The organism is Paenibacillus sp. SYP-B3998 (genome assembly GCF_010820665.1).
Taxonomy (GTDB): Bacteria; Bacillota; Bacilli; order Paenibacillales; family NBRC-103111; genus Paenibacillus_E.
In genome coordinates this window covers 229,607-252,792 of sequence record NZ_JAAIKC010000001.1, presented here as the reverse complement: position 1 = coordinate 252,792, position 23,186 = coordinate 229,607, and the positions used below count along the sequence as shown (strand labels likewise).

Genomic DNA, 23,186 nt, shown 5'->3' with positions numbered 1-23,186 from the left:
ATTCATTGTTATTCATATGTCCATCAAGGATTTTATTTCGGGCAGAGGATGTCAACGTCAACATCCCTTACTTAGAAATGTCGCGCCATTCTACAATAAATTCTCCTTCAAATCCCTCGCCTTCATGCTTGCTCAGCTCTTCAAGAGCATTCCCGCATTCACAAGACATTTGATCCGCGCCGTAATTGTCCGTCCCAAAAACAATGGGTTCATTGCGATAGTTGGAACGTCTCCCGGGCACTATTTTTTGTTCCTCGCCGCATTTCAAACACCGGATAATAAATCCAGATTCCATATACCCACCGCCTTCATTCGTTATTCATCCATTGTTATTCCAAAAAATCTTTCAATCGCTTGCTGCGACTCGGATGTCTCAGCTTACGCAGCGCTTTCGCTTCGATCTGGCGAATGCGCTCACGGGTAACTCCAAACACTTTGCCCACTTCCTCAAGGGTACGTGTACGACCATCATCAAGTCCAAATCGAAGGCGCAGAACATTCTCTTCACGTTCAGTGAGTGTATCCAGCACATCCTCTAGCTGCTCCTTCAACAGTTCATACGCAGCGGCATCCGCTGGGGCCAGCGCTTCCTGATCCTCGATAAAATCACCTAGATTCGAGTCGTTCTCTTCACCGATTGGTGTCTCCAATGAAACAGGCTCCTGAGAGATTTTCATAATCTCTCTCACCTTGTCGGTACTGAGCTCCATCACCTTAGCGATCTCTTCCGGCGTAGGCTCACGCCCGATTTCTTGCAGCAGCTGTCTGGAAACTCGGATAAGCTTATTGATTGTCTCCACCATGTGCACCGGAACCCGGATCGTTCTAGCCTGATCGGCAATGGCTCGCGTAATCGCCTGACGAATCCACCAAGTTGCATACGTACTGAATTTGTACCCCTTAGTATAATCAAACTTTTCTACCGCTTTGATCAGACCCATATTACCTTCCTGAATTAAATCTAGGAAAAGCAGGCCACGGCCGTTATATCGTCTGGCAATACTGACCACAAGGCGCAGATTCGCTTCAGCCAATCTGCGCTTCGCTGCTTCGTCACCCCGCTCGATCCTTTTGGCTAACACGATTTCCTCCTCTGCTGAAAGCAAAGGGACACGTCCGATTTCCTTCAAATACATGCGTATAGGATCATTAATGTTAATGCCAGGCGGCAAGGTCAGGTTATCCTCAAAATTCAAGTCATCCTGATCATGATCGCCTGGTCCATGAACAGGATCGTCATCTGATTCGTTGCCGACATCAATCCCGCTTTCAGCCAACTGCTCGAAAAATTCATCGATTTGCTCTGAATCCTGATCGAAAGGGGCAAGTTTCTCCATAATTTCTTTATAGGCCAGCGAAGAGCTTTTTTTCCCTAGTTCAAATAAAAGTTCTTTCGTCTGTTCAAGCGTAAGTTCAGTCTCTAATCCTGCATGCTGTTCGTTCGTCATCCTTTAACTCCTCCTTCCTGGAAAACAGAACTTACTCTTGTTCTTCAAGCTTGTATGATCCTTTCCAATCGTTCCTATTTCTCAACAGCCGACATCTGGATTGCTGCGTTCGTTTGATTTTCTAAACGCAGATCGAAACAATTTCGTTTAAATTTACTTTCTTTAACCTCTTTCCTGTAAAATGCTAATTTCACTTCTTGACATCATGTCGTTATTGTGTTACGATATGTAAGAATGCCTTTTTTATATTATAAACTAATATAATACCTTTTTCAACTTCTTATTCCATTTTCAGGATTTTATTTCATTTTATATATGTAAAGATCTTTGATCCTTATAAAATAGTCTTTTAAATCTTATTCGATGCTCCTTCGAATAAGGTTTTTTTAGTTTTTTGTAAATTGGGCAATCATGAATGCCTGCGCCAAATGTTTACAACAAACAAGGGTGCATTTCCAATGATCTGGAAACACACCCCTGCTGTTTAAAAAGTTTTCCACGTAATGTCTATCGATAGCATACCAACCGGTTTATCCTGAGGAGTCCAATTATCTTGGGTTGCCATTTCCGGATTACGAAAACAAACAAGCGATTTATAATAGCCGAAGGCGCGGCAAACCCCGGGTCTGGCCGAATGAATACCGCATCTATCTTTTTCTAAATCATAAAACATGCAGGTCCCATAATATCTCGTTTGATTCTCAAGCTCCATCCTGCTCTTTTTGGGCATGGATTTCACTTTCTTTTTGATCAGTTTAAGCTCTTGCTCCGTAACAGGAACAGGTCCGCAGCACAAGCCCTTGCACCCTTTACATGGTAAATCCTCCATACCAACCCTCATTTCATATCTGTTATCGGTATTTTGGAGAGCTGGTGCTCATGGCTCTCCCGATTGAAAAGTCTCAGCTCAACAAGAAGCAGTATTCCCGTAATCGAGAAAGACCCTGATCGGCTATAGATCCAGCAACACGACAAGGTCGCTACCAGCATCGCGGAAACAGCCGCATATTTAAGCATTTCTTTTACTGTATCATAATGCAAGGCAGGGCCTTTGACCATCGTGCCATCGCTTTTTTTGAGGTTGCCCTCGGCGAGACAAGCTCCGCTCTCCATGCAGCCAAAACACAGGATTCCCCCGCGTACTGCGGTTCAGGGAAATGAGTTCAGGCGCATTCTTCCCCGCGGGAGACTGCTCGAAAACAGTCAAGATCTTTCGCAGCACCTCCGGCTTGTTAACGAAGGTTTTTTTGCTGCATCTCCCATTCTTTCTCTAACACAGCTGTAATCCGTTTCTTGATTGGTTCGGTCATGTGCTCTTTCATCAGCATTAGAGATTCTCTGGGCACTTCTGCCAATTGCGCAGCATCCCCTTCACCATTTCCATATTTTTTAAGTCTTGATGAAAGGGCGTCAAAATGGGTAAACATTTGAGCTCTGAACGATCTATATTCCTTTTCGCAAAGTTAGCCAAAGTACTCGACGGGCTTAAATCCACATAAACAGGGCAGTCTAGCTTCTCAACTTGCTGAATGCCCATTGTGAATTGAATCGGTTTTCTCACAACCTCCCAGAAGTACTCCCTCTGTATGTGGCTTTCAACCTGACCATTGACTGAAGACACCATTGTGATCTGAGGAGTCCGAAATGATTGCGTTTGCAGTATGTTTTTGTACACATCTTCTGCAGGATCTATCCAGGTGGAGTGAAATGCATAAGATACTGGCAGCGCCTGACACAGTATCCCCTTCGCCTTAAGCATGGACTGAATCTCCTTGATAGGCTCACTTCCTCCCGAAACGACAAAATGGGAGTCAAAATTAACCGAAGCCAACTCTGAGAACTTGTTCAGCGTTTCTGTTTCCTCGTATAGGCTCACATTGTGAAGAATCGCCAACATGCTCCCTCGCTCACAATAAGTCTGAATAATCCGCGCTTGCTCTGTAATCGATTCGAGCGACGATTCCACATCGAGAACACCAGCTACCGTAGCCGAAGTAAACTCCCCCAAACTACTCCCTATGACAAGGTCGGGAGTAATGCCACTGGCTTTCAACGATTGAGCCAACGCATATTCAACCATGAATACAGCCGGGTGTGAGTATGTCAGTTGATCGAAGATCTCATTCCTCCCTTTTTGAGGGTTGTACAGATGAGCCAGCACAGATTTCCCTATCATCGGCTGCACGAGATCATCGAGTTCCAGCATCCATTTACGAAAGACAGGATCTTGATTATAGAGTTCTTTTCCCATATTCCAATATTGAGAACCTTGTCCGGAAAACATAAAAACGACAGGATTGCCCATGTGTCACCTCTTCTTTCATTCTGATCTGCCGAATTACAATTCTCTAAAGTCTATTGGAAAATAAGGCTTCTGATTTTTACGCATTCTGAAATCGACAAAATGCTTTTTGACATCCAAACCAAAGTAAATATTGCACTTTTCCAAATCACCCAACGTACTGCCTAACGGCTTTCCATACGAATGTCCTGGATAAATACGAACATGGGGAGCTACGACCCGTTTAATTCTTTGAATACTCTCATACATCTGCTCAGGAGATCCTCCCTCCATATTGCACACGCCGCAGCCTTCAATAAAAACCGTATCTCCAGTAAATAAACTGTCAGACAGAAGGAAGCAGCTCCCCCCTGCGGTATGACCTGGGGTTATCATACATTGAATGCGAGTTTGGCCCAAATAAATGGCATCCAAATCGTGAAATTGGATTAAATTAGTTGGTCTAATTTGGTAATACTCGCTTTCTATAGCAGACATATACACCAGTGATCCGAATCTTTCAACTAAAGGCTCTACCATATTTACATGGTCAAAATGGGAATGTGTCAGCAGGATAATAGAGGGTTGCGCCCCTAATTCCCTAAAACATGTCGTAATCAGCTCCAGATCCCACCCGGGATCAATAATCGCAGCTTCATGAGTAGCTCTGTCCAAAATCACGTACATGTAGTTGGGCATCAGCGGCGAACCAGCCTTCAGTCGAATGATCTCATAGGTACTCTTCATGCTACAATTAGCTGTGCATGTGAAAAGCGTTGAATAAATGTCGTTAATGCCGTCTTTACTTTCAAGCGGGCTTCGAAGCGGTCCGCAAGCTCATCCAGCATTTCGTTGACGATGCGTTGAATTCGGGCTTCCCAACTCACTAAATTTTCCGAGCTAAAAGCTTGCTCAGCATCGTAATAAACGGGTTGATTGTCTCTCATATCCTTGTACCATTGATACGGCCCCCAGCCTTCCTTAGGCGATCCAAGCTTGGAAATTTCCTTCAAATAAATCGGTTCAACACGTGTACTCATCCTAAATTCCTCCTGATATAGTAAATTTGAGTATCCCCTTGGCATACAGATAATCGCTTCGGTACCTTGACATTCACTGAAAAAAACCCCCTCCAATTTTGTTGGGGGGGATTTTGGAAATCGCCATGAAACGTACCAACGTCTCATTGAGAGTGCCGACCACAAGTGGCATCCTCTTCGGATAGACAATCGAGCATACATAGGTATCGAAAATAAGCGAAGCCGCCGAGTACTGCATAAAATTTGCAAAGGAACTGTATAGAACGCCATCCTTTACTTCCATGTGATTTACTTCATAAATGGAAAGCGGGGCCATCAAACCTGTTTTCAATGTCTTAGACAAAGCTTCTTTCACCGTCCACAATACGGTAAAGGCCGTATCATTAGCAAACGACAAGCTTTGAATGAGCGTAATTTCTGGATCCGTAAATTGACTCATAAAAAACTCTTTTTTAATCAATATCTTTTCTATATCGATTGCCAACGGAAATCGTTCTGAAAATGCAAGTGCTGCCGCAAGACCACCGCCATGTGTAATGCTTACTTGCGTATTGGAACTGGCCGGGTATATAACAATCGGTTGATAAAAAATTCCTTGGTCAATACAAATAGAGGCCATATTATCCTCTTTAAAAAGGAGCGAGGCTGCTTTCTTAGCAACATATCGGCCAGCAAGGTAGCTCTGTGCCCGCCGTTCGAATCGGAGCGTCGTGTAATATTCAAGTTCTTTCGGATGCAGAATCGGCTTCATATCAGCGTACCGATAGTCCTCAGGAAAATAAGAAATGCAAAAATGAGCCTTATATTCTCGAGTTACTCCTTCGAATAACAGCTCTTGCATCATCGTGTTTGGATTTGTTGAAAGGAGTCTGGCAGAAATATAATTCACCTCCTTATACAAGTCTGAATTTTCTGATATCTTAGGATATACGCTATTATTTATAGGCAAACTACTCCCTATATCCATTCGATTGGTTCTCTGATCATCTAAGCTCCTCCAACGTGCCGAAACATCGATTAGACTACTTATATGATTACTATAGAATATAATTAGATGCCCAAGAAGTTACAAAAATTGTATATTATTTTAAATCTAGTATATTCAATCATTTGATGCGTGTCAAACTATTAATAATAAAAACATGATAACGCGAATGAACAAACAGGCTGTTTGCCCCATCTTTTTCCAGTCGACATGCTTATACAATTTTTTTAAATCAAACATTATATAATTGTCCAAATATATCCTCTTTACGTATTTTTCTATTATTTTCAAGCAACCAATTTTACTATAGAAAGGACTGATCTTCTTGGAGTGGTATGCACTTTTCGTAGAAACAGGGAAAGAAGAAGTTGTTCAGAAATTTTTGCAGCTCTATTTTGATCATCAAACTTTATTATCCATAGTGCCCAAAAGAAAAATTCCTGAGAAAAAGTTTGGCACCGTCAATCATGTGCTCAAAATTTTTTTCCCAGGTTATGTACTCATAAAAACGAACATGAACACCGATATTTTTTATCGGCTCGAAAAAATTCCCAAAAGCTTATGGCTGGTAAATAATGGCCCCTATTATTCAAGAGATCGAGGTATCTATTTTTCGAAAATTTGTGAAAATGAGATCGTTCCAATTTTGCAGCTTCTGGATGAGAGAGATACGATCAATTATTCGAATGTATATGTGGAAAATTCCAGATTTTCTGTCATTTCCGGTCCCCTGCAGGGTAAAGAGAACATCATTCATAAGATCGATAAACATAAGAATAGAGCAAAAATATTGCTTCATTTTATGGGCAAAGAGACTACGTTCGATGTGGGCGTTGAAGTATTGGACAATCGTAAGCATACCGTTTCAAACTCATCGGAGTAACATTTATTCTGAATTCCGAAAGTAACGCTAGTATTTCCAATCAATTTAAAGTTTTAATCCGTTTCTATACTAAAAATAACATATCGATTCAAATTCTTTTTTACCAACTCATCCTTATCCACAACATTAAATTCATCTGTTTCTGGTTCTTGAATCACATAATAAGATTTATTATTTTCTCTATATAATTTCTTTGCTAAATCGATTGCATATAGTTTGCTCATATTCTTCATCAACCCTTTAAATGGATTTCTTATGGTACTGCGTCCAATTGATTACAATCAAACAACAGACCTTTTCATTGATCTACTCTTTTCTCCAAGTCATAGCATACTCTTTGGCAGACGTATTCTCATCAATCGACTCTGTTGAAATACTAAAGCTATTTTTCTGATAAAATCTAATCGCATTTTTGTTTTCTTGATATACTTTTAAATCCACAGTCTCTTTTTGATCTTTAACGTGATCCAGAAGTATCTTTCCATACCCTTTTCCTTGCTCATTGGTATCTACAAACAAAGCTGCCAAGTAGTTATCAACCATAGAAATAAAACCCTTTATAACACCATCCACTTCAATGACATATGACTGAGACATAGGAAGATATACGTCTTTCATTGCTATCTGATTTGATTCCCAATAATCTTCATCAATGAAATTATGAGCCTGTTTTGAACCCTCAAGCCAAATCTCCATCATTCTGTCCAGATCATTTTCTACATATGTTCTTATAATCATTTGCCTATTCCACCTAACTCCAATTTATTATTTTGATCTGTGAACTTTCATTCTATATCCACTTCAAGCTCAAACTGCCCTTTTACTGGCATTACAATCTGAACATTGATCTCCACTCCATCTTCTAACTCTAAAACTAGTTCTTCTTTAAACTCTGATATTCTTGCCGATAAGATTTTTTTGTTAAGTATTTTTTCAAACACGACGTCCACCCCTATATTGATTTGATAAAAGTTAGTTTGCATGAAATTAGACAACCGTTAACTCCCATATTTTAGAAACCCCAAAAATTGTTATTTTTCAGTAAATCACTTGAAGCACCAATTCCCATGTTATATGATACCTGTGTAATACAAATTATACCATTTGGAGGTATTCCTAGTGAAATCTTTTAAATCTGTTGTACTATCTGCTGTCATCGTTCTTTCGACTTTGAGTGCCTCTGCTGCTTATGCCCATCCTCTTGTTAATCTACATGATTACAACAGCTATGGTTCATATTTAACTGCATTGACACAACAATATTGGACTGATGGAAGCAACGCTCATGACCAATGGGAACTTGACCAACAAAATGCACAGTATGAAGCTGACATTGCTGCTGCAAAAATTTATTTTGGTGTTAAGTAATCGTTATTAAACTTTAGCAAAAGGCTCCTCATGCCATGGGGAGCTTTTTATATAAGATAGGCCCCAAATAGAACTCAAGCGGAGAAAATCCCAGTGAAGCAAAAATTGCAAGCCGTACCATTATCTTCGAAATGATCCTTATACCCTACGATGTTAGCGTGCATGTCTCCCTTAATCATGAAAAAGGATAACCCCTAAACACGGGCTATCCCCTTAAAATGAGCAAATAGATTTCTCTCACTCATGCCGTAATACAAGTGGTGTGAGAGCTTGCTCCCTTCTTTATGATTGCAATTGCATTAGAATCTGCGGATCTTTAATCTTCTTATCCTCGGCCAACATCACGATCTTCGACAGAATTTCTGCTGTCTTCGGATCTTCATCAATAAAGGGTAAGAATATACGACCTCTATGCTGTGAATGTACAGGAATGATATGCATAGCTCCTGTAGCTTGTCTGTAAACCATACCACTGCCCAAATGTACGCCATACTCGCCAAGGGCACCTTCAATTCGAGCATAATTACCATCTAAGCGAACATTATCAATCTTCAAGAGACGCAGTGACTCTTTGACAATCACTCTCCGCATCTCAATCGTTGTCAGACTGGCTTCTGGATCGACGCCGCCAACATGAGCGACACTCACAACTAAATCGATGTCGCGCATCACTTCTGAGAATAGAATGGGAGGAACCTTATCCAAGGTGACGCTCTTATACGTGTTCCGATCCAAGAATTGAACTGTTTCCAGCGTAGGTGCTTCAATCTCCGAAGGAGAGAACCAATCCGCCATCGCATAGAGGTTCGCAATCAAATTCTCAGCATAATATACCTTCTGCAGTCCCTCTTCATAACTAACTGTCCACTGCCTGCCTTTAAGCAAGGAAACTGTTTTTCTTGGCTGCACTTGGTGCCCAGCATATCTGCGGGAAATCGTACCCTGAGCCCGCTCATCTGCATTCGGAACATACAACTCGCGGAACACCTGTTTAAAAGGTTGACGAAGTTGACGATCGAACAAGTCCTTCTGATATTGACTCCAATCTCCGCTTTCGTATAAATGAAGGGGGTGCGCAATAAGGAGTTCTTCTGAATCCCCTATCAGCATTAATGTACCCGCTGGATCGATAAGTCCTCCTGAAGCTGCATCGAAGTATCCCAATATCTCTCCCGACTTAAACACCAACGTCCGCAATAGAGGTGTAATCACTGGATTCCCTGATAACCCCTTCAATTCTTGCAAAGTGAATGTATTTCCTGATTCCATGGAGCGTTCTAGCTCCTTGCGGGCCCTCCGATACTGCTCTGTTAGTTCCGACTTCATTTCTTTCAATGCGTCAACATATTCATCCTTCTTATACTTAGCCGGGATGGCTTTCAACTCTTTACCTTTTCGAGTAATGCCAATCTCTGATTGTCCTTCTTCATCAATAAGAAGCTGTACTGCCGTCTCCTCGTCTAGCATATATGGCTGGAAATAAGATTGCATATCGTCCAGCTTTCGTGCTTCCATATCCCACATCAGCCGAATTACATCTCCATATCCGGCATTTCTCGCCAAGTTGCCAAGTGCAATTTGCGAAGTCATACCTTCACTTGCCCGACGCTGAGCGCCAAATTTCTTACTCTGCGCCAGAAAACGCTGGATAAATTCATAGCGCTCTCGAATATCTTGCTCACGATTGTTAACTAGTGGAATAAGGCTATAGCTGAGCAAGTGATCCTTATTCCGTTTCTCTTCTACTGACTTCTGTATTTCGATGATATCAAGCTTACCCAATGTCGCATCTGCGAACAGCTGTGATCTTCGGTGATTAGCTCCAGCCGAAATATATTTAGCGCAATCGTACAATAAGTCGAATCGCTTCTCGCCCAACGTATTATAAGCCTCTTTAAACCATTTTATATCAAAGGCTCCATCATTGAAGTCTTGCGCTAGAATCGGTGAATAATGCGCCACTACCGTTTCTTTCTCGGCAGAGAAGCCTTCGTTAATATGCGCATGGAAATACCAAGCTGCACTGCGCAGCCCATCCCAATTTAAATATTTCGCTACAATATCTAACCATTGAGGGGCATACATGGCTGCCTCTAACAACCTTTTCTCCGTAATATCAAGACCTTCTAACATTTGTTTCAAGCGTGTATCGTCTTCACCTTTACGTGGATAACTGATCTTAAGCAGATGACTGAAAGATTCCTTCTTCGTAATACTATCCCCATATCCATAGATATAGCCACGGATGAAGGTTTCCTGCTGCAGCCCGGATAATATATGAATGAAATGCTCCATACCCTCGATCCGCTCCAGCCCCATGGCCAGAGGTGTTAACTCAGTAGCCAGATCGCCACGTTCGAGCTCCACCTCTAGAATTCGCTCAACAGCGGTCTGACGAATCGTCATTAACTTAGACTTGTGATCTATCCAATCATATCGTTTAGACGTAATATTGCGTATATGATTGCGACTGCCATGACTGCCTACTAATTCCCGATATACTTCCCCTGTACCGATCATTCCCGCTTCAAAAGCACGTAAATAATCCTTAAGGTCAAGTGTGGAATCAACATTCCCATTCGGGTTCATGATATTAAATGTATAGAAAGTATGGAACATTCGCTTAAAGCTGTCATCATCATGCATTCGACTACGGGACATTGAGAACCATGGATTCGCTAAGAGCTGCAATATCCCCCACTCTTTGGATATTTTCTCTTTAGGCATCGCTTGCATCACAGCACTCAAGGCATTTATCGTTAAGTCAAATGTTGAGCTTTTATCGCTATCCATGAAGTAAGCAAAAAGCAGGTTACTGATCTGTCTACTATACTTAAATCCTTTGAGCACATCTTTAATCTCTTGAATTTGAGCAACAGGATACACCTGCTCCGCAAACTCCTTACGCGAACCCTCTAACAGCGTATGTTTTTCAAGCTTGCCGTAATCCTTCTCAACATCCGAGAAATACCGATAATACTGGTTCAGTGTCTGATCAAGGGGGGCCAATATGGAATAGAAGTAGATCTCCATTAATTCAGAGGCCGCTAAATTACTTCGTTCTAAGTAATCTCTCCAAACCTCGTACAGCGGATATTTCGTAAGCTCAGCTGTATCGTCCTCTTCCTCTTGGAATGGACGAATCCTTCTTAATTCTGTCCCCAACAGCAGCGTATCCTTGTAACCAGAGTAGTACTCCGCCTCATATTCATAATCACGATGATTATGAATTTCTTGCTCCAGCCCAGAGAGAAAACGGATCACATCTTCCACCGACATAGTGAAAATATGCTTCCAGTCGAATTCTCCTATTACTGGTATCTCTGTAAGCCAAGGTTCGATAACCTTCGGGTCGAATAAACCGAAGCCATTCGCTGCTGTATATTCATTTTTTTGACGAAGTCTCCCGATCAATTGCTGTTCCTTATGCGTCGGATTCTCGATTAAATTAGGCAACGAGCTCAAGACTTCATACTGCTCAGCGCGTTCATTATCCTCAAAAATCTCAACAATCGTCTCCAGCGCCGCCAGTCTCTGCAATTCACTCTTCCCTTGCAATAGCCTAGTTAGTGAGACATTCACACTGTCCTCGGGCTGACGCAGCAGCAACTCAATAGCACTTTGGCGTAAGGAGCCCGTCTTCAGCTTCAACAAATCTTCCACCATTTTCAACTCTTCGTCCGCTAACGTTAATTTTTTCGCCTTATCGAGTGCCTTCTCGCGATTACTCATGCTCTTATCTGATAAAGAGGTAAATATAAACTCACGCTGTATGCTATGGTCCATATCCTCCATGAAATGAAATAACAGCTCTCCACGCATATCCGCACTTAACCGATCCTTCAAGGCAATGATTTTTGCGATCCACTCGCTATCCATGTCATACGCTGTAAGGTAAAGCATTTTGCGAATAGGGAGATCAGGGTTGTAATGAACATGTGCAAAATCTAGCACTTTGGAAGGAGCAGATGTCTCTTTGCGAATACCGCCAAGAAACATCGCCTCAAGCTGTTCAAATTCACGTCGCCGCTCCTCCTTGTTCTCTAGAAGAGTACTACGTTCAATCGTAATACTCGGCCCATCATCCTCCTCTTTTTTCCATATGCGATTGTAATCATAACTATAGTTGGATAGAATCCAATGCTGTAATTCAGGGTCCGCAACATCTAAGTATTGTCGAGCTATTCCGTAACGAACATTTTTATTCTCACTGTTCGCGAGTACATACTGAGCTATGATCTTCTGATACAGCTTTCCATGTTCCATCAAATACTCAATCCTACTAAAAAAATCACATTCTTCAAATACCGCTGTAGCCCATAAGCTTAAATAAACTTGATTCGCATTATCGCTAGACAACCAAGACTCACGAATCGCAACATCATTTAGAGCACGATAAGCCCCCTCGATCAGTTGTCCAGCTACACGCTGATTTGTTGATTCTAATCCCATACCTGTCCATACGCCAAGCGCTCTCACGACAGAACTATAGCGAATCATTCCTTGGTCAATGATAACCTTGAGCATGTACAGGTTCGCTTTCAACGTCCCCTCATCCATTCGTTCCACAATAGATTGTCGAAGCCCTTCTTGCAGGCGCGCAGCAGTTAACAGTTCGCTCATCATTACGTACAATTCCTCATGATGACTCATAAATATCCCTTTGATCATGCCTTGAGTAAGTAACGCCGTTTGGTTATCTCCATATACAATTTCCTTAAGTGCCGTAAGTACTTCTGTATTGTTACGATCTAACTCATAAGCAATAACGTCACTGATCGTCTGCGCCAACTTATAATTATGCTTCAATGGATAGTCTGCTAATGTCAAATAATCTATAATAGCAAACCCTTGACAATCCATAAATATAAGTGAGTTCATCTTGATAATCACCTTGCCCAAGTGGGCATTACAATCCGATGTGCGGAAAGGCCTACGCGCGTATCCTGTGCTATATGGGTATTCAGTCGCATGATCAGTAATATAATCAAATACTTCGCCTATGTACTCATTTGTAAGCTGCCTCACAACTTTCACCAATGGTTCGAATAGTAGATTGTCATTCCCCGCAGCAAGTGAAAGCAATATCTCTTGGCATTTCAAAAAACATTCTTCTTCCGGACGCACATACCCTACTTGCGCCATCTCTACCACTAACTTTGCTAATGGTAAAAGATGAGGATCTACCCCCTCTGCTTTTTCTTGTAATAATGCATAGTAGTGCTTCTCTTGTTCATGCTTCTCCATCAATCATTGTCTCCTTCACCATAGGCCTCCAGCTAACATTGTGAATCTGATAAATACAATTTCATCCTCTTCCATAAGTTTAAGCGGTGATTCCAAGTGACTAATCCCTTCTTCGCGAATAAATACTTTATATAGCCCATCTTCAAAAGCTAATAATGCGGTCTCGACTGCTTTGGCAAGCTCAGGAATCTGTTCATTGTATACCGAACCAAATCCTACCTTTCCATTCTCCCCGCGCTCCTCAATCTCCGCTCTCGTTAAGAATGGAATCAGTGCAGTATTCTGTTGCTTATCGTTTAGCTTCTGCACATTCATGAGAACAACTTCGGTAATGAGCTCCCTCAGCGTTGTCGGATTGACTTGAAGCTCTATTGCAAGCCTTGTCAGTACATTTTTCCGTTTACCCAAGCTTTTAACCGTTACGTACAATTTCACAGATGATTTCTCCACCTTACATGTAAATATTCAGAAGCATTTATCGGATTTATTTTCCACAACATTGCTAACTCAAATGATAACAGAAACACACGTTCTTATCTTGAGACTTATCTCCTAAAACGGCGATGATACGAATATTGAGAGAAGTTGTTTGTTCATACCTGATGTTCATACTAACCTCACCACAATCCTAGATATGGATTAACGTTTCATAATCAAAATATACAAGGTAATATTAGGAATGTATTTTATTGGGAGACCCGTCATACAGAGTAACTATATCAAGCACTAGTACGATTAGCAAAAATGTTGACATTTATATACCATTCTTTTTACAACGAAATGAAGAGCATCAGTAGCAACAATCCCATAACTTGTATGCTGTTAAATTATACCTTTGTCGAATATTACCTGTATATGATTTTGTGAAATTCCTGAAAAAAGAATAGATTCGACAGCGCAATCTAACAAACAACGCATGAACAAACATCTAGAATTTAATGTAATAAATGATGCTATATGACATATTTAGAAATAACGAGATGTTTCATTGTATGGCTAATTTATTAGCATTATAAAAAAATGGAGGTAATCACAAATGAAAATGAAAAAAATTTTACTGGCAGCATCTATTGTAGCAGCACTGGCACTATCATCATCCGTTCAAGCAGCAACGTCCCACACTACTTCTACAAGCGCTCCTAATGGCATTATTAAAGTTAAAGTTCACATTAATTTTAGTAAATCACTTTATCCAACAACGAATTCAATTCCACGTAATTACTCCACTGATGAATTTGATGATTTGCGCTTTTATGATGTTGCCGATAAAGGAACGTATTGGGATGTAACTTATCTCTCTCTTCAAGAAGTTTAAACTATCGGCGCACATCACTTTTCTATACAAATACAAAATGCGCTGGCGAGAGAATAGCTTCTTCTCTACCAGCGCACCAAATATGTCATCGCACTAAGATAAATACTTAGAAAAATAAATTTGAGCTTGATGATAGAACTCCAAGCAGTCCTTATCACTTACGAACGAACGCTTCGGAATAATATAAGCCATAATTGTATCAACAAAGATAAATATATATGCTTCATTTTGTTCTATAGATTTAACTCCATTCCATTTATAACTACTTTGGCTTACTGAATTTGATTGATATACTCCGGTTTCATCTATTTCAATCAAACGTTCTCCTAATATTCCATCATTACTTTCTGGAAGGCTCATAACTCTTTTTTTCATACGTAAATAGGCAAATAAACTCGCTAATCCTCCTCCAAAGATTCCCCAACATAAAGAGAAAATCAATGGAAGTTTAAATAATAATAGGAGAACCATCACTATGACTGGTAACGATAAATTGCTAATAATAAATCTATTTCTTAGTTTAGGTATATTGAAATAAGCATACTTATTGTAATTCCAGTAATCTGATCTTGTAATATTGGTTGAGATCTTTATCATTTCTTTTCCCCATTTTCTGTTCGATTTTCATTGCACCTTATCCCTTTCACTGTGATACCCTATTTCGCCATACAGGTTCTGCCAATCGAACCTTCATCTTCGCGTGAAACGGTTCCCTCAGATTTGGCTCCAAATAATCATCTACATAATGCATCAAAACTAGCTTCTCCTGAATAGTCTCAGGCAGCGTGAGCAGTTCAGCTAAAGAAGTATGCGAGGGAAGCTGATCGTCCTGCATGTGGCATTCATAATAAATCGTCTGTACCTCATCGGCAATGCGCCGAATATAGCTCTCATCAAACCTCGTATCCCCGCTGAAATAGAAAAAAGGTTTACATACAAGTCCGTAACTTAGCATGTCTGGCACATGCAGGGTTCGAACAAGCTCAAACTTTACTCCTTCAACGATAAACTCACTGTCCACACATTCAATATCAAAATAGTCCTCGAAGGTTAACTTTCCACGCGTGGTCAGCTCAAGTCCATGCCGCAGGCATTGCCATAAATCCTCTTTGAGACCAATTGGGACGATAAGCTTAGGTTTTGTCCTCCCTGGGTACACCCGATGAAACAGCGCTAGCTTCTGAAGGCCATTCATGTGATCTTCATGTAGATGTGTAATAAAGATATGCTCGATTTGATTGAGCGTCATGTTCATTTGGTGTAGAGCATAATGGTTTGATTCTGGGAAGTCGATCGCAAGATTCGTGCCGTTAAAAGCAAGGATAGCACTGTTATGACCTTGAAGCACACTAAACCCATCTCCGCAGCCTAAAAAGGTTACTTTCAAATTAATCCCTCCGAGTCCTCTCTGTGTCTAGCTATAAGCAGAAAATTCTTCTACATATCCCCATCTTATTCCATTCATTTCCGATAGCTATTATACTATTTACAGACCCTCTAATCTAGTTTAAAACGAACGAGGCGACAGGGCTGGTATCACACGTGGCTTGGCTCAAGTAGGTGCTGCTGGCGTCTGAGTTGCACAGCATGTAATTGACCGTATGAATAATAAAGGGTAGCGAAAGAGGAAAAAAACCTTGTGAAAGCAAGTGGGTTTTCCTCTATTTTTTCCTTCAAAACCCTTTTCCAACGCCCCATAGTATGTTAAAATGAAAGCGTTCTCAATTTGTAAGCGTTGCCATTGTAAATGAGGGGGCTGAACAAATGAATGTAGCGCTCGATTTCAAAAATACCTATGAAGACTTTATACTGCAAAAGGATATTATGTACTTCCGGGTTGGAGAACGAGGACTTGTCAGTTTTCACGGAAAAAATTATCACGTTAAGAAACGAATGTCGTCGGAGCAAATTCTTGAAATTACATCAGACATCGTCTTCTTTAAAGCCAACACTGACTGTTACGTCAATACAAGAAAAATCATCCACATACAGGACGGTAAAGTTTACTTTGAAACTAAAGGCTCTGAGTCCAAACATACGACGATTACGAAGCTTCGGCAGCATCGTTTGAAAGAAATTTGGCAGCAGCACCGAACAGAAGCCGCTCTGGAAGAAATGAATAAATAGGCAAAAAAGGAGCCGCGATGTAATCGCAAGCTCCTTTTCTTTATGATATTTGGGCAAGCGTTTCTTGTTGATGTTCGCGAAGTAGAAACCGGATGTAATCAACGGTCGTATCCTTCACCTTTTTGGCTTCCTCTAAAGTTGCGAAGCTGTACTCAGCATGATCGATGCTTCCATACCTCTTCAGCTCCTCATAATTCATTCCAAGCGTTGAGAAATTATGAGCGAGCTCGTAAGCTGTCTTGGCATCCACATTTTCCACGAAAATATCTTTACTAAAAAAAGAACCCTGTTTCTCGACTTTAAATATGACCCGAAACGGCTTCTCTTTATCCGAAACGAAACATTTGATTACAACATCAACTTCCATTGTCTTGTAATCCACAGATTTGGCAGGTTCCTGCTTTGGCGTACGCAGCCATTTTTTGAAAAGCCCCAGCATTGTCTTCTCCCCCATTTCTGACATGAATCTACAACATATTGTAGTAGAAACTTCGAAGGTTGACAATCCAGTTTATGGATATCCACTTAAAAATGAGTCTAAACTCCCACCTTTTCAAGCATTATTCTACTTTTCAACGAATGGAAGATTGCGTTTTTGGTTTTCGTAGCAGTCAGATCTTGATCTTCTATTCTACATTGCGCTGCTTTCCGCTTCTTCCAACAAATTCCCCTTAGACGTTTTCCTAAACTTCCAAATGATAAGACCGCAGAGAAGGATAGCGAGTACGCCGCAGCTGAGGAATGCGCCGTTCGCGCCATAACGATCAGCGACATAACCAGCGAACAAATTGCCGATTGGCGTCGAGCCCGCAAACACAAGTGAATAGACGCTCATCACCCGTGCTCTATATTCGTCTTTGGCATGCATCTGCAGAGCGGAATTACTATTAGTTGCAAACATAATGTTGAAAAATCCGGTGAAGGCGAGCAGTGCCCCGACCATCCACACTGAGCTGCTTAATCCGTTGAAAATCAAGCATATAGCGACAAGTAAGCTACAGATGATGCTTACCTTCATTCGCGGTCCTTGTTTACTCCGTAATGACATCGTCAGCGCACCGGCGAAGGAGCCAATGCCCAGACAAGACATTAATGTGCCATATGTGGTTTCTCCCATGTGCAGCACATTTCTGGTGAACACCGGAATAAGGACGTTAAAGTTAAACGCCAATGTCCCAATTACCGTAACGAGTAGAACCGTTTGAGCCAACAGCGGGTCTCTTGCAATATAAACAATCCCATCTTTTATTTCTTTCATCATCCCCTCACGGGATCGTTGTTTCCTGACGTAAGGCGCAGCTTTAATGTGGAGTAAACCATACAGAACGGCAAGAAAGCTAACGCCATTCAAAAGGAAGCACCAGCCCGCTCCGAGCAGCGCCATCATAAGGGCACCAATAGCAGGGCCCAAAATTCGAGCCATGTTAAAGGTCGCCGAATTTAAGGCGATTGCATTCATTAAATCCTCTTTGCCTACGATTTCAATATTGAAGGCCTGCCGCGTCGGCATATCGAGCGTATTGTTAAGCCCGAGGAGAAGCGCAAGCACCAAGATATAGCTATATTTTACCGTATCCGTTAGGACTAGGATCGCTAAGGTAAACGCAAGAATCATTGACACCGTTTGGGTGACGAGCAAAATGTTTTTCTTTGGAAACTTATCCACGATAATACCTGCAAACAATGAAAAACAAAGAATAGGCAGAAATTGAAACGCTCCAACAACACCGAGCTTGAAAGGCGAGCCAGTAATCGTAAGCACGAGCCAGGATTGCCCAATATTTTGCATCCAAGTACCAATCAGCGACACACACTGGCCAAACCATAAATACCGATAATTGCGATGCGTCAGCGCGTGAAAATGTTGATCGACAAACGTAGATCCCGCGGTACGAATGTTCATACCTCCACCTTCTCCTCTGCGAATCGGGCTGCGTTGTTGCCCATTTTCTCCAAAATAGAATGAGCGAGCTGCTTCTCCTCATCGGTCAATCCGTACGTCAACCGCTCTCGCCAATCGGTTAACACCTTACGCACATCTTCCTTAATCAGCAGCGCTTTCTGCGTCAAATGCACTTCGTTGCACCGTTTATCTTTTTCACTTACATTCCTTGTTATGTAGCCTTGCTCTTCCAACTTCTTTAATGCTTTCGCCGTCGTGCCTTTGTCGATCTTCAAATAATCGGCCAAATCTTCTTGGCTCAAGCCATCTTCTTTATAGAGCGCGTTAAGAAAAATATGTTGACCTCTGCCGATCTCATAATTTTTGAGGTGTTCACCGATGTACATTTGTCCATAGCGATAAAGAAGCGATACCCAACGAGGTATCGAGTTCTTGGCGTCTATCATGGCAATCTCCCCCATCTCTACTCGCATGAAAATTAGTTGCACTTGCTACTATTTTTATCATACGCTTGATCCGTTGCAAGTGCAACTATTATTCCGCAATAAAAAGAAGGCAGATCAAAGTTAACCATTTGATCCACCTTCTTATTAGATTATTCCACTTTTTTCACCTAGACTTATTTCAGTTCTGTGATGAATCTGTTCACTTCACCCGTTGGTGTATTGACCGTTTCGTACACCTTTATGGAAACATTATTTTGTATTTGATTTTGAGTAAGATTAGCGAAACTCAGTAACTGCGTACCGCTAACTAAACGATTAGTCCCGATGAGAGGGAAAGAACTTGAGCCTAAGGAACGACCCGAAGAATCAACCAGATCGAATTTCAGCTTGGAGCTGTTACTATCAAGCTCAACCTCAGGATTACGGGTAATGTCCATATCCAAATTCAATTTATACGTATAGGTAAATCCAGTGGTGCCCATCATGGTCAGCTGCGACAACGTCCAGCTTTTAAAGTTTAATTTGAATGGATATAAGGAAACGTTATGATGATCGTTGTCGCTCTGAATACTCACATTGTAACTGGCGATTGTGGATTTGTAGGATGCAGTCCCCGCTGCTGGTGGTTGGCCCTGAGCTCCGCTTCCCAGTACCCCTTGTACATTCAACCTATATGGATCGCTTTGATCCGTTGAAGGAAGGGTAAAACCATAGTTAATTACGATCCCTGATCCAGGAGCTATATCCTGCGTACCCATCGTCTGACGGCTTCCCGCATACGTATAGCCGTCTTTTCCGACCAATTCCGCTTGCAGCACTGGAACGGGGATAGGCTTATCCCCTTTGTTTGTCAGCTTGAATTTGGCCAGGCCGGTTTTATTACCGGTTTCTTCATTATTCGTTACATGCAGTTCTTCCAGAGAAACCGCTAAATTCGGATTAATAAATGCATTTGATTGCTCGAATACCATTGGCGTACCGAAGGTATAGTCGCTTGCAACCGTTCCTGTATGAGTTCCCTCGGCTGCATTCGCAGGAAGTCCGAATCCGATTCGTCCCGTAAAGTATGGAATCGGCGTCGTCTGTCCTTGCTTTAAGAAGCTTTCAGGCGTAAGAATGTAAAAAGCATTCAACTTGGTATCCGTATCGGTTGTGATTGCAAAATGTATATATTTTTGCTCTCCCGCATTCAGACTGATGGGCCCCTCTTCAACGCGTTTACCAATAAATGATTGCCCGTCAGACTTCCCGCTCAGCGTAAAGTCAGGCACGGTTTCCGCATTGCTTCCCGGATTGTCCACTCTTATTTGGACAAGATAGGTCGGTAATTGTCCTGTAAACTGCTTAGACAAGCTCGATGCCGAAAACTTCAAAGCGGAAGTTGCGCCCGGAACAGAAAAGGTTGCCCCCCAGTCTCCAAGTAAGGACGGGTCATTGATGACAGCATCCTTACCGCGCCATACTTTGGATAGGATCGGAGCATCAACAAGCAGCGTTTCCTGTTTCGGATATACGTTCTGATTAACATCGATCCATAGCAGATCTGTCAAGCTAACGTCCGTTTTCACATCGATGTCTGCCAGATAGCTTAAGGTGACATAGCCCTGAGGAAGTATCGATCGAGCATTGCTAGCGCTTGCCTGCAGCGTATAGATGGTACCGTCTGCCGTTTTCACGCGAAGCTCATAATCTGGAATTCGGATTGTGGCACTCGATGTGTTATTTAGTTTGATGACAGCCCCAACTCTCCAGCCATCTGGTGTTTTTTCTTGAAGTAAGCTTTTAATTTCAGCCTGAGCATCGCCCGTAATCGTATAGGCTATCTTTTCTTCTTCAGGAAGTGCTGCTCCTCCTCGGTTTCCAGGTACATATTGCTGCTTGGCTTCATAAGAGGAAGTCACGAGCAAATTGCGAGTTGCCGCTGACATCCCCCCAAACGTACCGTCCGCCTGATTCCCCAGCAGATTCAATCGTACGGATAAAGCCGCGTACCCTTTTGCCCAGCTAGAGACCGTGCTGTCACTTCCACCAACGATTGCTTTAGCATCAGCTTCTTTATTCAATCCGCGAATCAGGAACGCCGCCAGTTGTTCTTTGGTTACTTCGCCCGCCGGGTTATACGTATCTTGACCATAGCCATCCGTAAGGTTGGCTGCTTTAAGGGCTTCGATATAAGGTAAAGCGTAACCGTTAGCCGGGTCTGTCGCACTCACATCGGTGAAGCTGGAAACGCGCTGAGAAGCATTCACTTTCAATCCGAAAATCAAAGCGGCTACTTTAGCGAATTGGGCGCGGTTCATTTTATCATTCAAGCCAAAAATCCGCTCACTGACCCCATCGAAAATACCCGCGGAAATCATGTTATCGAATTTGGCCTTCGTTCCGGCATCTAGATTCGTTAAATCGCTGAAATCAGCGGAAGACTTCGGTCCATTGGCTCCTAAAGCCACCGATGAAAATACGGTAAGAGCCATTGTTGCGCTCATCATAACTGCTAAACTTTTCTTCATGTTCTTACTCCTCCTAAAAATAAATCAATTTAAGACCTATGCCAGCCAGCATTGTTCGTGCATGACTCTATTCTTTGACTTCAACTGAGGCCTTTTTTCTTTTAATAAAGAAAAGGACGAAAGGAATACAAACAAAAGCCGGGATCGCGGAGATGAAAAAAGTATCGGCAATCGAGCGTACCAGCGCTTCTTTCTGCATGAAACCTGCTAGATAGGCTGCTGCGGTTCCCGAGGCAGTTCCCCTATCAATCGACCATGCGTAAATCGCTCCGGAGAGCATGGTTATCGTGTCATTCGCTGTAATGGCATCCACAGGCACACTATCCGAAATATGCTGATAATGTAAGAGCTGGCGGTTACTCATAAGCGCTGTAAACATAGCAATCCCAAGGGAACCTGCGACCTGACGGCAAACGTTAGAAAGCGGCGAGGCGTTGCCGACCTGCTGCGGAGTCACCGCGCTCATGCCCGCCGAGGTTAACGGCATCATGCAAAGCCCAATCCCAATACCACGGATGGTTAACAGCACATTAAGCCAATGATTTGGCGTATCTGTCGTCAAATGGTGCATTTCCAGAGTCATTACCCCTAATATGGCTAGACCTGTAATACATAAGGGAACAATTCCGAATCTATCGGCTAGCTTTCCGCTAATCGGCATCATGAGTGCCATCGCAATAGATTGGGGCATCATAAGAAGACCCGTCTGCATCGCAGAAAGTCCTTGAATATTTTGAAGATACAAGGGGGTTAGGAACGTCCCCCCCATCATCCCCATCATAACCAAACTGCCCGCGATGACACTAATGGTAAATTTAAGATTTTTAAACAACTTCAAGTCCAGCACGGGCTGCTTCACACCGAGCTCTACCCAAATCAGCAATAGTAAACTAAACACAGAGATAAACAGCAAACTAATAATAAATAAGGACGTCCAGCCCTGCTGCTGCCCTTTACTTAAGGCCAGCAGCAAGCTGCCAAAGAAAAGCATGGACAATATCGCGCCCGCCGTATCGAATTTCAAGCCTTCTTTTCTCGGTGAATCCTTTAACAAAATCTTACCTAAAATAACGGCAAGAATCCCAATTGGCACATTGATGAAAAACAGAAGCCGCCAACTGAAATTTTGAATTAAATAACCGCCGAAGGTTGGCCCTAGAGCAGGCGCTACCATGGCTGCAACACCCCAAAGGCCTATCGCCGTCCCCGTCTTCTCCCGAGGAAACGTCGTATAAATAATCGACATCCCGATCGGCATGATGAATCCGCCAGCGAACCCTTGAATGATCCGAAAGAGAATCATCGTACTTGCGCTCCATGCCAAACCGCAAACAACTGAAAATAACGTAAAACCGGCGACCGAGTATATAAATATGTTCTTGTTACCGAATTTCGCGCCTAGAAACCCGCTCATTGGAATGACCATCGCCGATGCCAGCGTATATCCCGTTATGATCCACTGCATCGTATTGATATCCGATCCGAATACAGCTACGAATTTGTTCATGGCCACGTTCATTAAGCTGCTGTTCAAAACAGCGACAAAGGTACCCATAACAATAGCAATCAGTGAAAACCACATCTTGCCGTTGCCTTCTGCTTGTTGTTGATGATCTGCCGATGCATCGGCCAT

The 23,186-nt window shown here is 42.3% G+C and carries 23 protein-coding genes and 1 pseudogene; 4 read left to right on the top strand and 20 right to left on the bottom strand.

Features of this window, described 5'->3' with window-relative positions:
* Positions 1 to 67: 67 nt before the first annotated feature.
* From GK047_RS01140 to GK047_RS29385, 8 genes and pseudogenes are all read right to left on the bottom strand, one after another.
* The gene (locus tag GK047_RS01140; RefSeq protein ID WP_163940298.1) at positions 68 to 295 is read right to left on the bottom strand and encodes a hypothetical protein; all 228 of its coding nucleotides are present in this window, start codon (positions 293 to 295) and stop codon (positions 68 to 70) included.
* A 34-nt stretch (positions 296 to 329) separates the two neighbouring features.
* Complete coding sequence (gene rpoD, locus GK047_RS01135) at positions 330 to 1,448, bottom strand: RNA polymerase sigma factor RpoD (RefSeq protein ID WP_163940296.1); 1,119 nt, start codon at positions 1,446 to 1,448, stop codon at positions 330 to 332.
* Between the two features lie 484 nt (positions 1,449 to 1,932).
* Positions 1,933 to 2,277 (bottom strand): YkgJ family cysteine cluster protein, encoded by a 345-nt coding sequence (locus GK047_RS01130; RefSeq protein ID WP_163940294.1) that lies wholly within the window; start codon positions 2,275 to 2,277, stop codon positions 1,933 to 1,935.
* Between the two features lie 8 nt (positions 2,278 to 2,285).
* On the bottom strand, positions 2,286 to 2,561 hold the full coding sequence (locus GK047_RS01125) for a hypothetical protein (protein WP_163940292.1): 276 nt from the start codon (positions 2,559 to 2,561) through the stop codon (positions 2,286 to 2,288).
* 214 nt (positions 2,562 to 2,775) lie between these two features.
* Positions 2,776 to 3,753 (bottom strand): acyltransferase domain-containing protein, encoded by a 978-nt coding sequence (locus GK047_RS01120; RefSeq protein ID WP_163940290.1) that lies wholly within the window; start codon positions 3,751 to 3,753, stop codon positions 2,776 to 2,778.
* Between the two features lie 33 nt (positions 3,754 to 3,786).
* Entirely contained in the window at positions 3,787 to 4,476 is a 690-nt protein-coding gene (locus GK047_RS01115; protein ID WP_163940288.1) for an MBL fold metallo-hydrolase, read from the bottom strand.
* Positions 4,477 to 4,637: 161 nt separating this feature from the next.
* A pseudogene (locus GK047_RS30495) lies at positions 4,638 to 4,769 on the bottom strand (cytochrome P450); the annotation flags it as partial.
* A 73-nt stretch (positions 4,770 to 4,842) separates the two neighbouring features.
* Positions 4,843 to 5,658 (bottom strand): 4'-phosphopantetheinyl transferase superfamily protein, encoded by an 816-nt coding sequence (locus GK047_RS29385; protein ID WP_163940284.1) that lies wholly within the window; start codon positions 5,656 to 5,658, stop codon positions 4,843 to 4,845.
* Between the two features lie 421 nt (positions 5,659 to 6,079).
* Here GK047_RS29385 and loaP point away from each other — a divergent pair, with 421 nt between their 5' ends.
* Positions 6,080 to 6,637 carry an antiterminator LoaP gene (loaP, locus tag GK047_RS01100; protein ID WP_163940282.1) on the top strand — a complete coding sequence of 186 codons (558 nt, stop codon included), beginning with the start codon at positions 6,080 to 6,082 and terminating at the stop codon, positions 6,635 to 6,637.
* 53 nt (positions 6,638 to 6,690) lie between these two features.
* Here loaP and GK047_RS01095 read toward each other — a convergent pair whose 3' ends face one another.
* From GK047_RS01095 to GK047_RS01085, 3 genes are all read right to left on the bottom strand, one after another.
* On the bottom strand, positions 6,691 to 6,861 hold the full coding sequence (locus GK047_RS01095; RefSeq protein ID WP_163940280.1) for a hypothetical protein: 171 nt from the start codon (positions 6,859 to 6,861) through the stop codon (positions 6,691 to 6,693).
* 82 nt (positions 6,862 to 6,943) lie between these two features.
* Positions 6,944 to 7,375, bottom strand: coding sequence for an N-acetyltransferase (locus GK047_RS01090; protein WP_163940278.1), 432 nt, complete (start codon positions 7,373 to 7,375; stop codon positions 6,944 to 6,946).
* 47 nt (positions 7,376 to 7,422) lie between these two features.
* Positions 7,423 to 7,578, bottom strand: coding sequence for a hypothetical protein (locus GK047_RS01085; RefSeq protein ID WP_163940276.1), 156 nt, complete (start codon positions 7,576 to 7,578; stop codon positions 7,423 to 7,425).
* A 178-nt stretch (positions 7,579 to 7,756) separates the two neighbouring features.
* Here GK047_RS01085 and GK047_RS01080 point away from each other — a divergent pair, with 178 nt between their 5' ends.
* Entirely contained in the window at positions 7,757 to 8,005 is a 249-nt protein-coding gene (locus tag GK047_RS01080) for a hypothetical protein (protein WP_163940274.1), read from the top strand.
* Between the two features lie 282 nt (positions 8,006 to 8,287).
* Here the strand turns inward: GK047_RS01080 and GK047_RS01075 are convergent, their stop codons facing one another.
* Both GK047_RS01075 and GK047_RS01070 read right to left on the bottom strand, forming a co-directional pair.
* On the bottom strand, positions 8,288 to 13,252 hold the full coding sequence (locus GK047_RS01075) for a DUF4132 domain-containing protein (protein ID WP_163940272.1): 4,965 nt from the start codon (positions 13,250 to 13,252) through the stop codon (positions 8,288 to 8,290).
* A gap of 15 nt (positions 13,253 to 13,267) precedes the next feature.
* A complete protein-coding gene (locus GK047_RS01070) occupies positions 13,268 to 13,687 on the bottom strand; it encodes a hypothetical protein (protein WP_163940270.1) in 420 nt (139 codons plus the stop codon).
* Positions 13,688 to 14,288: 601 nt separating this feature from the next.
* On the opposite strand from GK047_RS01070, the gene GK047_RS01065 reads away from it, so the two are divergent.
* Positions 14,289 to 14,567: a hypothetical protein gene (locus tag GK047_RS01065; RefSeq protein WP_163940268.1), complete on the top strand. Its 279-nt coding sequence runs from the start codon at positions 14,289 to 14,291 to the stop codon at positions 14,565 to 14,567.
* A 93-nt stretch (positions 14,568 to 14,660) separates the two neighbouring features.
* Here GK047_RS01065 and GK047_RS01060 read toward each other — a convergent pair whose 3' ends face one another.
* The gene (locus GK047_RS01060; protein WP_163940266.1) at positions 14,661 to 15,164 is read right to left on the bottom strand and encodes a YcxB family protein; all 504 of its coding nucleotides are present in this window, start codon (positions 15,162 to 15,164) and stop codon (positions 14,661 to 14,663) included.
* A gap of 46 nt (positions 15,165 to 15,210) precedes the next feature.
* Positions 15,211 to 15,954: an MBL fold metallo-hydrolase gene (locus GK047_RS01055; RefSeq protein WP_163940264.1), complete on the bottom strand. Its 744-nt coding sequence runs from the start codon at positions 15,952 to 15,954 to the stop codon at positions 15,211 to 15,213.
* Positions 15,955 to 16,331: 377 nt separating this feature from the next.
* On the opposite strand from GK047_RS01055, the gene GK047_RS01050 reads away from it, so the two are divergent.
* Positions 16,332 to 16,694, top strand: a complete 363-nt coding sequence (locus GK047_RS01050) for a hypothetical protein (protein ID WP_163940261.1) — start codon at positions 16,332 to 16,334, stop codon at positions 16,692 to 16,694.
* 40 nt (positions 16,695 to 16,734) lie between these two features.
* Here the strand turns inward: GK047_RS01050 and GK047_RS01045 are convergent, their stop codons facing one another.
* The 5 genes from GK047_RS01045 to GK047_RS01025 form a co-directional block, all read right to left on the bottom strand.
* Entirely contained in the window at positions 16,735 to 17,133 is a 399-nt protein-coding gene (locus GK047_RS01045) for a hypothetical protein (RefSeq protein ID WP_163940259.1), read from the bottom strand.
* 192 nt (positions 17,134 to 17,325) lie between these two features.
* Positions 17,326 to 18,597: an MFS transporter gene (locus tag GK047_RS01040; protein ID WP_163940257.1), complete on the bottom strand. Its 1,272-nt coding sequence runs from the start codon at positions 18,595 to 18,597 to the stop codon at positions 17,326 to 17,328.
* On the bottom strand, positions 18,594 to 19,043 hold the full coding sequence (locus GK047_RS01035; protein ID WP_163940255.1) for a MarR family winged helix-turn-helix transcriptional regulator: 450 nt from the start codon (positions 19,041 to 19,043) through the stop codon (positions 18,594 to 18,596). The genes GK047_RS01040 and GK047_RS01035 overlap by 4 nt, the downstream gene beginning before the upstream one ends.
* A 173-nt stretch (positions 19,044 to 19,216) precedes the next feature.
* Positions 19,217 to 21,553, bottom strand: a complete 2,337-nt coding sequence (locus GK047_RS01030; RefSeq protein ID WP_163940253.1) for an S-layer homology domain-containing protein — start codon at positions 21,551 to 21,553, stop codon at positions 19,217 to 19,219.
* 67 nt (positions 21,554 to 21,620) lie between these two features.
* Complete coding sequence (locus tag GK047_RS01025) at positions 21,621 to 23,186, bottom strand: DHA2 family efflux MFS transporter permease subunit (protein ID WP_163940251.1); 1,566 nt, start codon at positions 23,184 to 23,186, stop codon at positions 21,621 to 21,623.